The sequence below is a fragment of the uncultured Planococcus sp. genome, from assembly GCF_947501725.1.
Taxonomy (GTDB): domain Bacteria; phylum Bacillota; class Bacilli; order Bacillales_A; family Planococcaceae; genus Planococcus; species Planococcus donghaensis_C.
Genome location: NZ_CANMXD010000001.1, coordinates 354,972 through 370,326, shown reverse-complemented (window position 1 = coordinate 370,326; position 15,355 = coordinate 354,972). Strand labels below are relative to the sequence as shown.

General features: G+C 46.1%; 17 protein-coding genes. All 17 read right to left on the bottom strand.

Annotated features, from left to right (window positions below; translation table 11 throughout):
* Window positions 1–89: 89 nt before the first annotated feature.
* The 17 genes from Q0785_RS01860 to rpiB all read right to left on the bottom strand — a co-directional run bounded on the left by Q0785_RS01860 (window position 90) and on the right by rpiB (window position 15,348).
* Window positions 90–323 carry a DUF1146 family protein gene (locus Q0785_RS01860; protein ID WP_223634826.1) on the bottom strand — a complete coding sequence of 78 codons (234 nt, stop codon included), beginning with the start codon at window positions 321–323 and terminating at the stop codon, window positions 90–92.
* Window positions 324–641: 318 nt separating this feature from the next.
* A complete protein-coding gene (locus tag Q0785_RS01855) occupies window positions 642–1,046 on the bottom strand; it encodes a F0F1 ATP synthase subunit epsilon (protein WP_223634829.1) in 405 nt (134 codons plus the stop codon).
* 24 nt (window positions 1,047–1,070) lie between these two features.
* Window positions 1,071–2,486 (bottom strand): F0F1 ATP synthase subunit beta, encoded by a 1,416-nt coding sequence (gene atpD / locus Q0785_RS01850; protein ID WP_223634832.1) that lies wholly within the window; start codon window positions 2,484–2,486, stop codon window positions 1,071–1,073.
* 339 nt (window positions 2,487–2,825) lie between these two features.
* Entirely contained in the window at window positions 2,826–3,683 is an 858-nt protein-coding gene (atpG, locus tag Q0785_RS01845) for an ATP synthase F1 subunit gamma (protein WP_223640342.1), read from the bottom strand.
* Window positions 3,684–3,855: 172 nt separating this feature from the next.
* Window positions 3,856–5,364, bottom strand: coding sequence for a F0F1 ATP synthase subunit alpha (atpA, locus tag Q0785_RS01840; RefSeq protein ID WP_223640339.1), 1,509 nt, complete (start codon window positions 5,362–5,364; stop codon window positions 3,856–3,858).
* A 27-nt stretch (window positions 5,365–5,391) separates the two neighbouring features.
* A complete protein-coding gene (locus Q0785_RS01835) occupies window positions 5,392–5,922 on the bottom strand; it encodes a F0F1 ATP synthase subunit delta (RefSeq protein ID WP_298824478.1) in 531 nt (176 codons plus the stop codon).
* Complete coding sequence (gene atpF, locus Q0785_RS01830) at window positions 5,919–6,440, bottom strand: F0F1 ATP synthase subunit B (protein ID WP_298824476.1); 522 nt, start codon at window positions 6,438–6,440, stop codon at window positions 5,919–5,921. Before atpF ends, Q0785_RS01835 begins: the two co-directional genes overlap by 4 nt.
* A 161-nt stretch (window positions 6,441–6,601) precedes the next feature.
* Complete coding sequence (atpE, locus tag Q0785_RS01825; protein ID WP_006829234.1) at window positions 6,602–6,826, bottom strand: F0F1 ATP synthase subunit C; 225 nt, start codon at window positions 6,824–6,826, stop codon at window positions 6,602–6,604.
* 53 nt (window positions 6,827–6,879) lie between these two features.
* Window positions 6,880–7,590, bottom strand: coding sequence for a F0F1 ATP synthase subunit A (gene atpB, locus Q0785_RS01820; protein ID WP_223640330.1), 711 nt, complete (start codon window positions 7,588–7,590; stop codon window positions 6,880–6,882).
* A gap of 27 nt (window positions 7,591–7,617) precedes the next feature.
* Window positions 7,618–7,989: an ATP synthase subunit I gene (locus Q0785_RS01815; RefSeq protein ID WP_006829236.1), complete on the bottom strand. Its 372-nt coding sequence runs from the start codon at window positions 7,987–7,989 to the stop codon at window positions 7,618–7,620.
* A gap of 2 nt (window positions 7,990–7,991) precedes the next feature.
* Window positions 7,992–8,213 carry an AtpZ/AtpI family protein gene (locus tag Q0785_RS01810; protein ID WP_223640325.1) on the bottom strand — a complete coding sequence of 74 codons (222 nt, stop codon included), beginning with the start codon at window positions 8,211–8,213 and terminating at the stop codon, window positions 7,992–7,994.
* Window positions 8,214–8,692: 479 nt separating this feature from the next.
* On the bottom strand, window positions 8,693–9,811 hold the full coding sequence (wecB, locus tag Q0785_RS01805) for a UDP-N-acetylglucosamine 2-epimerase (non-hydrolyzing) (RefSeq protein ID WP_298824424.1): 1,119 nt from the start codon (window positions 9,809–9,811) through the stop codon (window positions 8,693–8,695).
* Window positions 9,812–9,830: 19 nt separating this feature from the next.
* A complete protein-coding gene (upp, locus tag Q0785_RS01800; RefSeq protein ID WP_223640321.1) occupies window positions 9,831–10,460 on the bottom strand; it encodes a uracil phosphoribosyltransferase in 630 nt (209 codons plus the stop codon).
* A 236-nt stretch (window positions 10,461–10,696) separates the two neighbouring features.
* A complete protein-coding gene (locus Q0785_RS01795; protein WP_298824418.1) occupies window positions 10,697–12,871 on the bottom strand; it encodes an EAL domain-containing protein in 2,175 nt (724 codons plus the stop codon).
* 220 nt (window positions 12,872–13,091) lie between these two features.
* On the bottom strand, window positions 13,092–14,327 hold the full coding sequence (gene glyA, locus Q0785_RS01790; RefSeq protein WP_223640315.1) for a serine hydroxymethyltransferase: 1,236 nt from the start codon (window positions 14,325–14,327) through the stop codon (window positions 13,092–13,094).
* Window positions 14,314–14,898 (bottom strand): TIGR01440 family protein, encoded by a 585-nt coding sequence (locus Q0785_RS01785; protein ID WP_223640312.1) that lies wholly within the window; start codon window positions 14,896–14,898, stop codon window positions 14,314–14,316. Before Q0785_RS01785 ends, glyA begins: the two co-directional genes overlap by 14 nt.
* A gap of 12 nt (window positions 14,899–14,910) precedes the next feature.
* The gene (rpiB, locus tag Q0785_RS01780; RefSeq protein ID WP_191713552.1) at window positions 14,911–15,348 is read right to left on the bottom strand and encodes a ribose 5-phosphate isomerase B; all 438 of its coding nucleotides are present in this window, start codon (window positions 15,346–15,348) and stop codon (window positions 14,911–14,913) included.
* Window positions 15,349–15,355: the final 7 nt, after the last annotated feature.

Sequence of the window (15,355 nt, the reverse complement as noted above, 5' to 3'; positions counted from 1 at the left end):
ACCTTATACGCAATATTATTTCCCGGGTAATAATATTTTTGCCGTTTTGCCATAGCCATGAGTTTCAGAGACATGGCAAAACGGCAATTTTAAAACAGGTAAGGCAATTGCCTTGACCAAGATGAAATATTTAGGAAAAAAGTAGATACCATGGTCCCGAGTGCTATGCTGATAAAAATATAGAGAATTTGCGCTTGCAGCACATGATGCTTATGAATCCACTTTTCAAACATTACAGCGCGCATTGCGTAAAAAGCAACGCCCGAAAAGAAAATATGGCTGAAGATTGAAATCAAAGCGGTTTGGCCAATCATCGTTTCCATCTGATCCATCCTTTCAAGAATAGTAAAAGCGGGCAAAAGTCACTTGCCCTTCTGCCCGCTTTTTCTTTTGTTAGTGTCCAGCTTCAGCGGCCAACTCCTCGGGGTCTTAAGTCACCCTGGCTTTGCGGCTGAAAAAATGCCGCTTTGCCATTTTGCCTTAAGCCCGTCGGAGCTGAACGGCCGCTTACGCTTTTCTTATTGTCCAGCTTCAGCGCCCAGATTCTTGGGTCATAAGCCAACCCAGCTGCGTGGCAAAGTACGCCACACTGCTGGTTTTTCTTATGCCTGTCAAATCTACACGGGCGCTTACGCTTTTCTTTAAATGTTACCCTCATAAACGTTGATACGATTCATCGCACGCTTTAACGCCAATTCTGCACGTTTAAAGTCGATTTCATCTTTATTTGCCTGCAAAAGTGCTTCTGCACGTTTAGCGGATTCCTGAGCACGCGCCAGATCAATTTCTGTAGCGAGTTCAGCCGATTGTGCAAGAATTGTCACTTTTTCAGGGCGGATTTCAAGAAATCCACCGTTTACAGCAACCAATTCTGTCGAGTTCTCTTTCTTCAATCGGACTGCACCGATTCCAAGAGGAGCGACTGTCGGAATGTGGCCGGGCAAGACGCCCATTTCACCTGTTGCTGTAACTGCAATAACCATAGATACTTCTGAATCGTATACCGGGCCGTCGGGAGTGACAATATTGACTGTAATGGTCTTCATTTTTTTCCCTCCTGGTCCCTGGTTTTAGACTTCTACGCCCATGCCTTTTGCTTTTGCAATAACATCTTCAATGCGTCCGACCAAACGGAAAGCATCTTCAGGCAAGTGGTCATATTTTCCATCAAGAATTTCTCTGAATCCTTTGATCGTTTCTTGAACAGGAACATAAGAACCTTTTTGGCCAGTGAACTGTTCAGCAACGTGGAAGTTCTGAGAAAGGAAGTTTTGGACACGGCGTGCACGGTTAACCGTCAGCTTGTCTTCGTCGCTTAACTCATCCATACCAAGGATTGCAATGATATCTTGTAATTCTTTGTAGCGCTGAAGCGTTTCTTGAACTTCACGTGAGATGTTGTAATGCTCTGCGCCAACGATTTCAGGTGACAAGGCACGTGAAGTCGAAGCCAAAGGATCTACTGCTGGGTAGATACCCATCTCAGAAAGTTTACGCTCAAGGTTAGTTGTCGCATCCAAGTGAGCGAAAGTTGTAGCCGGAGCCGGATCCGTATAGTCATCGGCTGGTACGTAGATCGCTTGGATAGACGTTACTGAACCTGTGCTTGTTGTCGTGATACGTTCCTGTAATTGACCCATTTCAGTCGCAAGTGTCGGCTGGTAACCAACGGCAGATGGCATGCGGCCAAGAAGCGCCGATACCTCAGAACCTGCTTGCGTATAACGATAGATATTATCGATGAATAGTAGTACATCCGCGCCTTGTTCGTCACGGAAATATTCAGCCATTGTCAAAGCAGACAAAGCAACACGCATACGTGCGCCCGGCGGCTCGTTCATTTGGCCGAAGACCATTGCAGTTTTCTTGATAACGCCGGAATCGCTCATTTCGTGGAATAAGTCGTTTCCTTCACGTGTACGCTCACCAACACCGGCGAATACAGAAAGACCGCCGTGCTCTTGAGCGATGTTGTTGATCAATTCCTGGATAAGAACTGTTTTACCTACACCGGCACCACCGAAGAGACCGATTTTACCACCTTTGATGTAAGGGGCAAGCAAGTCGACAACTTTGATACCTGTTTCAAGAATTTCAACTTCTGTGGAAAGGTGTTCGAATGTAGGCGCTAAGCGGTGAATCGGATCACGGCGCTCTGTAGCAGGAATTTCTTCCCCTAAATCGATAATTTCACCAAGTACGTTGAATACGCGGCCCAATGTTGCTTCCCCAACTGGAACAGTAATAGCGCTGCCCAAATCGGTTACAACCGATCCGCGTTGCAATCCATCAGTGGATTCCATCGCAATTGTACGGACTGAATCGTCACCAAGGTGAAGAGCCACTTCAAGCGTCAAAACGACTTGAGCTTGTCCGGGACGATCAATATTTACAGTTAGGGCATTGTAGATAGCTGGAAGTTGGCCGTTAGCGAACTTGACATCTACAACCGGTCCCATAACTTGAAGAACGTGTCCTGTGTTCATGCTGTTCCCTCCTGTCTTACTTTTATTAAAACTTTATTGCAAGTCTCAACGGCCTAATCGGCCGTCTTCGCTTTAATGTTTTTTTCGTTAGTGTCCAGACTCCAGCGGCCCAGCTCTTCGGGTCATAAGTCGATCCAGCTGTGCGGCAAAGAACGCCACCCTGCCGGTCCACCTTATGCCTTTCAGAGCTTAACGGGCGCTGTCGCTTTTCGTTAGTGTCCAGACTCCAGCGGCCAGCTCTTCGGGTCATAAGTCGATCCAGCTGTGCGGCAAAGAACGCCACCCTGCCGGTCCGCCTTATGCCTTTCAGAGCTTAACGGGCGCTGTCGCTTTTCGTTATTATTCTAACGCAGCTGCTCCGCCGACGATTTCAGAGATTTCCTGAGTGATTGCCGCCTGGCGGGCACGGTTGTATTGAAGTGTCAATCCGCCGATTAAATCAGACGCATTGTCGGTTGCGCTCTTCATTGCTGTCATAGATGCAGCATGTTCACTCGCTTTGCCGTCAAGAAGGGCCCCAAAGATCAAGCTTTCCGCGTATTGCGGAAGAAGAACTTCCAAAATCGCTTCTGCTGAAGGATCGAACTCGTAAGAGGCAGTTGATCCTGTCGGTTGAATATCCGTCAGCGGCAAGACTTTTTTCTCTGTGACTTCTTGTTGAATTGCTGAAACAAAGTGATTGTAATACATATAAACTTCGTCATATGTACCATCTGAGAACATACCAACAGCTTTGCGCGTTATTTCTTTAATATCCGCAAACGTCGGATGGTCCGGAAGCGCAATTGCACTTTCAAGAATGGTCATTCCTTGCTTCGCAAAGAATTCTTTCCCTTTCCGGCCGACGCTCAGGATCACAAACTCGTCATTGGATGTATGCCGTTCACGGATTTTGTTCATAACAACACGAAGAATATTACTGTTATATCCGCCTACAAGGCCACGATCCGATGTGATCACTAAATAAGCAGTTTTCTTTACAGGACGGGCGATCATCATTGCATTGCTGGTGTCCGTAGACCCGGCTGCAATGGATGCCACTACGTCCTGGATTTTGTCCATGTAGGGAACGAACGCTTTCGCGTTCACTTCCGCACGGCTTAGTTTAGATGCAGAAACCATTTGCATGGCTCTTGTGATCTGACTCGTTTTCTTGGTTGACGTAATGCGTGTTTTTATATCGCGTAAAGATGCCACTGGTATTTCACCACCCTATTATTTTTTCTTCATATTCGACTCGAGTATCCCTCCGCTTTAACGGGCAGTATGTCTCCCGCATTGACACGCAGGAAATGGACTGACCGCAAAAGTCCGAATGGATCAACCAGCATTCAGTGAGGTAAAAGCCTCTACTGAATACAGTTTCTCTTTACTCTGATTTTGCGAATGTGCGTTTGAATTCGTTGATCGCTGCACCAAATGCGTCATCAGCAGGTAAACCTTGAGTTGTACGAATAGTATCCAAAATTTCTGTGTGGTTTGTATCCAACCAGCTTGTCAATTCAGCTTCAAAGCGAGAAATGTCGTTGAGAGCGATGTCGTCAAGGAATCCACGAGTCAACGCATAGAAGATAACAACTTGTTTTTCAACTTTGATCGGGTTGTTCAAATCTTGCTTCAAGACTTCAACAGTACGTTTCCCGCGCTCGATTTTCGCAGCAGTTGCAGCATCAAGATCTGAACCGAACTGAGAGAATGATTCAAGTTCACGGAAAGAAGCCAAGTCAAGACGCAATGTACCCGCAACTTTTTTCATTGCTTTGATCTGAGCTGAACCACCAACACGTGATACAGACAGACCCGCGTTGATCGCTGGGCGTACACCTGAGAAGAAAAGATCCGATTGAAGGAAGATCTGGCCATCCGTAATCGAGATAACGTTTGTTGGAATATATGCAGAGATATCGCCAGCTTGCGTTTCAACGAACGGCAATGCTGTGATTGATCCTGCTCCAAGAGTTTCGTTCAACTTCGCTGCACGCTCAAGTAAACGTGAGTGCAAGTAGAAGACATCACCTGGATAAGCTTCACGGCCTGGTGGACGACGAAGCAATAGTGAAAGTTCGCGGTAAGCAGATGCTTGTTTTGTTAAATCATCATAGACGATCAACACGTGCTTGCCTTCAAACATGAATTCCTCAGCCATTGTGATACCTGCATAAGGAGCAAGGAATAATAATGGAGCTGGCTGTGAAGCAGAAGCTGTTACAACGATCGTGTAATCAAGAGCTCCGTTTTTACGGAAAGTTTCTACTACGTTACGTACAGTAGATTCTTTTTGTCCGATTGCAACATAGATACAGATCATGTCTTGGTCAGATTGGTTTAAGATCGTATCGATCGCTACAGAAGTTTTACCTGTCTGGCGGTCACCGATGATCAATTCACGCTGCCCACGGCCGATCGGCACAAGTGCGTCGATCGCTTTGATGCCTGTTTGAAGTGGCTCATGAACCGATTTACGGGCCATAACCCCTTGTGCAGGGCTTTCAATTGGACGGGTTTTAGTCGTGTTGATCGGTCCAAGACCGTCAACAGGCTGTCCAAGTGGATTTACTACGCGTCCGATAAGTTCAGGTCCTACCGGTACTTCCATGATGCGGCCAGTCCGACGTACTTCATCGCCTTCTTTGATGTCTGTGTAAGGGCCAAGGATAATAATACCAACATTGTTGGCTTCCAAGTTTTGCGCCATACCAAGGACACCAGTTGAGAATTCTACAAGTTCTCCAGCCATGATGTTGTCGAGGCCATGAGCGCGCGCGATACCATCACCAATGGTGATTACTGTACCAACGTCGTCAACTTTCATCTCTGATTGATAATTTTCAATCTGTTGTTTGATCAGACCGCTGATTTCTTCAGCTTTGATGCTCATGTATGTCACCCTCTCATAATTTCATAATTAACCGTTCAATTGACGCTGCAGACGTGACAATTTCGTGCTCACACTGCTGTCGTAAATGCGGTTTCCGATTTGAAGACGCAATCCGCCGATTAACGATGGATCGATGATGTTTTCAATTCGTAAAGATTGTTTGCCGATTTTTTTAGCGAAAACAGAAGAGATGGATGCGCGTTCTTCTTCAGTCAAAGGACGTGTAGAATAAACTTTCGCATCTTCAATTCCCTGTGCATTGTTGGATAAAGCGACGAACGCGTCAGCCATAGAGCCGACTTCGTCCAGACGTTTGCGTTCTGCCATCAATTGAAGCGTATTTACAACAAGCGGATTCGCTTCTTTGAATACCTCATTGATTAGGTTTGTTCTTTTGTCAGCAGAAAGTTTTGGAGAAACGATCAGATTGTAAAGTTCCGGGGTCATTTCGAAGACCTTTTTCACTTCACGCAAATCCTGCTCTACATCCAATGACGATTCATGCTTTTGAGCGACTTCGAACAATGCTAGAGCGTAGCGTTCTGCAACTTGACTCACTGAACTTCGCCTGCCTTCGCAATCGTTTCGTTAATCAACTGACGGTTGTCTTCCTCAGAGATTTCTTTTTCAAGCACTTTCGTAGCAGCAAGCAATGACAATGCCACAACTTCTTCACGAACAGCTGAAATAGCTTTATCTCTTTCGTTGGCAATTTCTTGAACCGCAGCTTCTTTCATACGGCCAGACTCAGCACGCGCTGTCGTAATGATTTCCTCACGCGAAACGTCGCCTTGCTTTTTAGCGTTTTCAACGATTTCCTGTGCTTGCGTACGCGCATCTTTAAGAAGGCTGCGCTGCTCTTCAAGCAATTTATGAGATTCCAGACGGCTGTTTTCAGCAGTTTCGATTTCACTCTTGATTAAATCTTCACGCTGCTGCATTACGCCCATCAAAGGACCCCATGCGAATTTCTTCAAAAGCAACATTAGCAAAATGAAGATAACAAGTGTAGCAAGGATGTCTCCAATATTCAAAAACTCCCCGGTTGCACCGAGTACGAGGTGATCAAAAAACACGATTGTTTCACTCCCTTCAAGAGCCTAAAATACAATTTCTTCTATAGTAAGATCTTTATCTGTCGTAAGATGGATTTTCAAAAGCAAATTTCTTCATACAAGTTTAAATGGCGAAAACCATATCGAAGCATCCCCACCATTTAACTTTTTGTATAGAAATACTATTGGTTCATAACGATGAACGCGATAACTACAGCGATGATCGGCAATGCCTCTACCAATGCAACACCGATGAACATTGTTGTTTGTAGGACGCCGCGTGCTTCTGGCTGGCGAGCGATACCTTCAACTGTTTTTGAAACGATAAGACCGTTACCGATACCTGCACCTAGTGCTGCTAAACCTACTGCGATTGCTGCTGCTAATAAACCTAATGAACCTGTCATTTAATGTGTCCTCCTCAGGATAGTTGTTTTTTTGCTCTACGAGCAGTTTATACTCAATGATCGTCGGCAACTTTATGCGACATGTAGACCATCGTCAACATAACGAAAATAAACGCTTGGATTGCCCCGATAAAGATCGAGAAGCCTTGCCATGCCATCATTGGTACGATGGCTGATGCAAACCCAAATGCACCTGCTGATGCGAGGCCTGCTAACAAAGTCAACAGAATTTCCCCCGCATAGATGTTACCGTAAAGACGCAGACCGAGTGTCAGCGTATTTGCGAATTCCTCAATGATGTTCAATGGGAACAAGAATTTCATCGGCTTGATGTAGCCTCCGGCATATCCTTTAAGCCCTTTCAACTTGATACCATAGTAATGGCTCAAGATTAGCACCATTGCGGCCAATGTCATCGTTACCGTCGGATCAGCTGTTGGTGATTTCCACCAAAGATCTCCGTTGACAACTATTGCAAATGGAAGGCCTAACATGTTCGAAACAAAAATGAACATAATCAGGGTGATTCCAAGAACATGGAATCGGCCACCATCTTTCCAATCCATATTGCTTTTGATTATCCCTTTTACGAAATCCATGATCCATTCCATGAAGTTCTGCATGCCCGTCGGTTTAAGCTGCAGGTTCCGTGTGGAGATAAAAGCAATAAGGAAGACGATAAGAGCGGCTATAAGCAGCATCATAACGTTCGATAGGTTGAACCAGATCCCGAACACCTCGAGCATAGGAGCGCCATGTTCCACGATAGTTTCACCTCTCTTTCCACATTCTTAATGGTGTTTCACGTGATAAACAATCCGCTCTGTTAACAACAGAGCATAAGGGACCATCAACCCAATTACCGTACTGACCAAGTGAATGTGCTCTGCGAATAAAATGGCGATCGCCACAGCTGCAACACCTGATGCAAACCGTAATGCCGTTCCAAGCGAACGAACTTTCGAGCCTTCAGCCACCGCGCGGTCGAATTTCTCCATCCGGCGAACCAGAATCCACATGTTGTAAATGCCGAACAAAGTTCCGATTATGAGACCCGCGAACACTTCTTGATAAGAGGTAAACCCCCAACCAATAACGTAGAACGCCAAGATGAAAAAAATCATCTTTTTCAGTCTTGTATATATCTCCCTAAGTCCATCCATTTTTACTTGTCTCCTGATTCGAATTTGCGGACGGTCTGAAGCATTGCCCAAACACCGGCAGTGATGCCTATGACTAGGCAGATGATCATGAAAAACGGGGCGGTTCCGAGCTTTTCATCGAGCCACATACCTGTGAACACACCGAAAAGCGCGGACCCGACAAGTTGTGAGAGGATGGCACTGTAAAGCGCCATCGCTTGTAAGGGACTTTTTGTTGGGCGCATGATAACCCCCTCGAACCTCGTTGATTTGACATTAAACCCTTAAAAAGGACCGTCGCATCAGGCTTCCAAAACCACATAATATATGTAAGAAAACCTTCTCATGCATACCCTTTGTAAGCATACAATAGGGGTAAAATCATGTCAATTAGTAGAAGTGAAAAACTTCACAAGCGATTTTCCTCTGACATATTGTCGACAAACTTTGTAAAGAAAAGTGAAAGTGCCTGTTCAGCTCTGACAGGCATAAGGCAATTCGGCGAAGTGGCGCTCTTTGCCACACAGCCGGATTGACTTATGACCCGAAGAGCTAGGCGCTTGCAACTGGACACCAGAAAAGCGGAATCGGCCGTTCAGCTCCGACAGGCGTAAGACGGAATTCCGAAGTGGCGCTTTTTGCCGCACAGGAAGGCCGGCTTACGACCCGAGGAGTTGGCCGATGAAGCTGGACACATGAAAAGCGGAATCGACCGTTCATCCAATCACAGTTTCGAAAAATACACATGCAGTGCTTCGACGATCCGCGCCGAAGCTTTGCCGTCTCCGTATGGATTGGATGCTTGGGACATCGCTTTATAAGCATCTTCATCCGTCAGCAATTCTTTAGCCATTCCATAAATCGTCTCTTCGTCTGTTCCAGCTAGCTTCAAGGTTCCTGCACTGATCCCTTCAGGGCGTTCAGTCGTATCACGCAAAACCAGTACCGGCTTGCCGAGTGAAGGCGCTTCTTCTTGAATCCCGCCCGAATCGGTCAGAATAAAGAATGAGCGAGCTGCAAAGTTATGGAAGTCCAGAACTTCCAGCGGTTCAATCAAATGGATGCGCGGATCACGGCCCAATACCTCATCCGCCACTTCACGCACAGCTGGGTTCATATGTACCGGATAAACCACCTGGATATCATCATGCTCTTCAATCAGGCGTTTGATGGCACGGAACATATTGCGCATCGGCTGGCCAAGATTCTCACGGCGGTGTGCCGTCAATAGGATCATGCGGTCCGTACCGATTTTCTCAAGAATCGGATGCGTATAAGTTTCGCGCACTGTTGTTTGAAGTGCGTCGATGGCTGTATTGCCGGTGATGTAGATCGTTTCTTCCTTCTTGTTTTCATCGAGAAGGTTCTGAGCTGATTTTTCAGTTGGTGAAAAATGAATATCGGCCATGACACCCGTCAGCTGACGGTTCATTTCTTCCGGATACGGCGAATATTTATTGTGCGTACGCAAGCCCGCCTCAACATGTCCAACGGCAACCTGATTATAGAAGGCAGCAAGGCTGGCAGCGAAAGTTGTCGTCGTATCGCCATGTACCAGTACAATATCCGGTTTCGCTTCTTTCATGACTGCATCAAGACCCTGCATGGCGCGCATCGTTACGTCGGTCAATGTCTGGCGTTCCTTCATGATGTTCAAATCAAAGTCAGGCGTGATTTGGAATGTCTCCAGCACCTGGTCCAGCATTTCCCTGTGCTGCGCTGTCACTGTCACCAATGGTTCGATGGTGTCAGGATGTTTTTGAAGTTCCAGAACAAGCGGCGCCATTTTGATGGCTTCTGGCCGCGTACCAAATATCGTCATTACTTTCCATTTTTTCGTCAAGCTGATATACCCCGCTCTCTTATTTTGTTCCGAATAACCGGTCACCAGCATCTCCAAGACCTGGGACGATATATCCTTTTTCATTTAATTTTTCATCGAGTGCCGCAATGTAGATATCCACATCAGGATGCGCTTCTTGAAGAGCTTCTACACCTTCTGGAGCTGCAATGATGCACATGAAACGAATTTTCGTAGCTCCACGTTTCTTCATGGAGTTGACTGCTTCGATAGCTGATCCGCCTGTCGCCAGCATTGGATCCACAACGATGAAATCCCGCTCCTGAACATCGGAAGGCAATTTCAAATAGTATTCAACCGGCTGCAATGTGACCGGGTCACGATATAAACCGATGTGTCCGACTTTAGCAGCTGGAATCAATTTTAAAATTCCATCCACCATGCCGATGCCTGCACGTAAAATCGGCACGACGCCTAATTTCTTTCCTGCAAGGACTTTTGATTTCGCCAGCTGGACCGGCGTCTCCACTTCGATTTCCTCCAACGGCAAGTCGCGTGTAATTTCGAACGCCATCAATGTAGCGATTTCGTCGACCAATTCACGGAACTCTTTCGTGCCTGTCGATTTATCACGGATGTACGTCAGTTTATGCTGAATTAGCGGATGATCAAAAACATATACTTTTCCCACGGCCTATCTCTCCTTTTCACACATTATCTTAAATAGTATAACAGAAAATCATTGGCTCAAGTTGCCAGATCCCGCTTTGCTATTATTCAGTTATTTTCACCCATGGTTTATTTACCCATAAGAAAAAACCGGGAAATATTGCCCCGGTTTTCCGTAAAATCTCTATAATTCTTTTCTAGCTGCTCCAATTCAAGCAATGTGCCGGTTGCCGGCACTTCATAAAACCACTTGATGCTCTATAACAAGAAAGCTTCGTTGAGGGGCATAGGCTTGTAGAACAGATATCCCTGCCCCACTTTACAGCCGAGCCTCAACAAGGTTTGGCGATCTTTTTCCGTTTCTACACCTTCAGCAACTGCACGCATATCCAAGTTTTCCGCCAGCTGGATGATGGTACGGATGATGGCCAATGTTCCCGGCTCCCCCATATTGGAAATGAAGGACCGGTCAATTTTCAGTTCCTCGACAGGCAGCTTCTGCAGATAGCTGAGCGACGAGTAACCAGTCCCGAAATCATCAATCGAAGTCGTGAAGCCGCAATGTTTAAGGTGCTTGAATACTTTATTGGCCGTTTCAATATCCACAAAGCCGATGCGCTCCGTAATCTCCAATTGAATCCATTGTGGATCAATGCCATATTCAGCAGTCATGTCCATCAAATGTGGAACAAAAGAATGATGGAAGAAATGGTCTGCAGATATATTGATGGCCACTTGGCGAATCTGCAGCCCATGCTCAACTCTTTTTTTCATCCATTGCAGCACCTGCTTCAAAACGCTTTGTTCCAACAAACGGATTTTGCCATTTTTTTCAGCAGCAGGGATAAAGACATCCGGCGGGATGGTACCGAGATCCGGCGACGTCCACCGAGCCAGCGCTTCAAAGCTCAGAATCTCACCGGTTTTCAAATCAACTTTCGGCTGCAGGTGAACCCCCACCTCATTGCGTCTGATCGCTGCTGTTAATTCATTTGCGACGCGCAGATCCTTCATCATGAATTCGTCATATTCACTTTCAAAATAGCAGATGGACTCACCAGTACGGAGCTTTGCCTGGGATAATGCACTGTCGGCGCAGCGAATTATTTCTTCCGAATCGACCTGATGAGGCGTTACGATGGCAACGCCCATTTTCAAGGTCAGGAACAATTCCATATCACCGACTGCAACAGGTTCGATCAACCCTTGCAGAAGATGTTCCAGGTAATCCGGGATTTTGGTGAAAGGTGTCATGCTGTACATCGCCAATGTAGAGTCTGAGAACCGGGCAATCAAATTATTCGAGGAATTCTGCGCCAGCATCAACCGCTTGCCAATTTCACGCATAATGGTATCTCCGGCACTGTGGCCATATTGATCGACCACTTTGACATATTCGTCTGTGGACACGAATGCCACAAACCCTTCCTTGCCTTCCTTCAGCATTTCCATCATTTCATTTCTGAAATAATTGCGGTTGGGCAAGTCCGTATTTTCATCGGTATAGGCCAGTCGAAGAACTTCTTCATGTTGGCGGGAGTATTTGATCGCGAGTGAAGCGATCGAAGCAACTTCCTCCATGAAAGCCAAATCTTTTTCATGCGGTGACAGTGCTACAGGAAAGTAAATGCCGAATGTGCCGATCGGCATTCCTTCTACGCTGTAGATCGGAATTGACCAGCTTGACACCAAGTTATAGTTTTCCACCAATTGCTGATGATTTCGCCATAGATAGTCCGTAGTCATGTCCTCGACAATCACCGGCTCCTGCCGATGGAAAGCCGCTCCGCATGTTCCGATATCTTCTTCAACCAGCAGTCCGTTGATTGCTTTCTGGAAACCCTTTGGCATGGAACTGGCCGCACCGATTTTATAGAGTTCTGTGTCGTCAATCAATAACACCGTACATTTTGCCCCATCAATAAAGAATGATTCGGCAGTAGTACAGACATTCTGCAGCAGCATGCTGAGCATATAGCCCTTTTCGATTCCATTATAGGTCTCTTTTTGAAGCTTAATCAAAGCTTCTGCGCGTTTGCGGTCGGTGATGTCATGTTGCAGCATCAATGTGAATTTGAAATTCTTCTCCGGAAATGATAAGGGCTGAACAGTGATCTCATTCCAAAAAGGCGTGCCGTTTTTCCGGTAGTTTACGATTTCGACAATACCGCTTTCGCCTGTTTCCACGCAGATACGTATTTTTTCACTTGCTTCTTCAGACGTTTTTTCACCATGCAGGAAACGCCCATTGCGTCCCAGAGTTTCTTTTTCGTTATAACCGATCATTTTGTAGAAGGCGTCATTAGCATAGACGACAGGATGATCTTCCATTTCCGAATTCACAATCAAAAATGAAGTATGGAATTCAACACCCAGACGGCGCAGCCACTCCATGATCACCTTTTTATCTCTCTTCAATTCATGCGTGTGCATACGACGCGTCCCCCCTGTAAACAGCTCTATGTATAGATTAAAAGTGGTAATTCCGTTTTTCCCCAGTAATTCGGACGATAGGAACTTTCAAAATCTTATTAACTGAAATAATTGTATGTAATAGGTATTATTCCTGATTTAGGCAATACGCAAACAAACTTCCCCATTTATTTATGGAAAAAATAAAGCTGCCAAGCATTAACCCGGCAGCTGTATTAACTTATTTATATAAAGGATGCGCAGCAGTCAATTTGGCTGTACGTTCTGCAGCATCTTTTTTCACTGATTCGTCTTCCGGGTTTTTCAGAAGCATTGCCATGATTGAAGCAATTTCTTTCATGTCCGCTTCTTTAAAGCCACGAGATGTGACGGCAGCTGTTCCAAGACGGACGCCGGAAGTGACGAACGGGCTTTCCGGGTCGAAAGGAATGGTATTTTTGTTTGTCGTAATACCGACTTCATCCAGTACATGTTCTGCGACTTTGCCTGTCAGATTCAACGAGCGAAGATCCAGCAACAGCAAGTGATTGTCTGTTCCGCCTGAAACGATATCCACACCTTCAGCGATTAAGCCTTCAGCAAGTGCATGGGCGTTTTTCACGACTTGTTCAATATAGGTTTTGAATTCCGGCTGCAACGCTTCACCGAATGCAACAGCTTTGGCTGCGATTACGTGCATAAGCGGTCCGCCTTGAATTCCTGGGAAAATGGTTTTATCGATTTTTTTCGCAAATTCCTCATTGCAGAGGATCAACCCGCCGCGTGGTCCGCGAAGTGTTTTATGCGTAGTCGATGTAACAAAATGGGCATGAGGGACAGGATTAGGGTGAGCTCCAGTAGCGACCAGACCGGCAATGTGTGCCATGTCGACCATCAGATATGCTCCGACTTCATCAGCGATTTCACGGAATTTAGCGAAATCCAATTTGCGCGAATAAGCACTTGCTCCAGCAACGATCATTTTCGGCTTGTGTTCCAATGCTGCCTGGCGAACTGCTTCATAATCGACCAATTGTTCTTCTTCTGTAACGCCGTACTCAACAAAATTGTACTGCATGCCACTGAAATTCACTTTGCTGCCATGTGTTAAGTGGCCGCCATGATTGAGGTTCATCCCAAGTATCGTATCGCCTTTTTCCAAAACTGCTGTATAGACTGCCATATTGGCCTGTGATCCGGAATGCGGTTGAACGTTCGCATGATCGCCGCCGAAAATTTCCTTCAGGCGGTCGCGGGCAATGTTTTCGACAACGTCCACAAATTCGCAGCCTCCGTAATAGCGTTTCCCCGGATAGCCTTCTGCGTATTTGTTGGTCAATACTGATCCTTGTGCATCCATAACGGCTTGTGAGACAAAGTTTTCAGAAGCGATCAATTCGATATTCGCTTCCTGTCTTCCTTTTTCTGCGTTCATCGCTTCATATACTGCTGGGTCTTGCGACTTAATCAATTCCATCTGTATATCCCTCCCGTGATTGAACAAGCTCACGATCATAGCTCGCACGTTCACCGCCGATCAATTTCGGCCGTGTAGTTGCAGCTGCTACAATCGCTTCACCTACTAGTTTAACAGAAGTTCGCAGAGGAACGGCAACTCTTTTCAAATGCATACCGATCATCGTTTGCCCGATGTCGATTCCTGCATGAGCCTGAATCTCTTCCACTACAACCGGATCGGCCATATTGCTGAATGCATAGGCACTCATCGAACCGCCCGCTTTTGCAACCGGAATAACCGAAACAGGTTCCCAGCCATATTTGATGGCTGCCTGCCGCTCCACCGTCAATGCACGGTTGATATGCTCGCAACCCTGAAATGCCAAAAACAAGTGATGGCGTGACGCAAATTTCTCCAAAGGTTCAAACAGACTTTCGGCAATATCTAATCCGCCGCCTGTTCCGATCCTTTTTCCTGCTACCTCCGATGTCGAACAGCCGACTACAAACACTTGGCCTTTCCTGAACTCGATCTGCTGCTCCAATTCACTTAAAACCTCTTCAAGTTGCAATTGCCATAAAGTTTGCATGCCGACTCCTCCTTATTTTTCGAGGTCCGTAATTTTTTGGATCCGCTTGCCGTGTCTGCCGCCTTCAAATTCCTCTGTCAGCCAAGTTTGGGCGATTTCACGCGCAAGCCCTGGGCCAATGACGCGCTCACCCATCGCTAAAATATTTGAATCGTTATGCCCTCTGGTCGCTTTTGCACTGAACACATCATGAACAAGTGCACAACGGATTCCTTTGACTTTATTCGCAGAAATGGACATGCCGATGCCGGTGCCGCAAATCAGAATACCGCGATCAAATTCTCCACTCGCTACACGATCAGCCACCGGCTTTGCATAATCCGGATAGTCGACCGAATCGTCTGTATGTGGTCCAAAATCCTGATATTCGATACCAATTTCGTTCATTAGGTTAACGATTTCTTTACGCAGGTTATTGCCGCCGTGATCTGATGAAATTGCCACTCTCATGATATAC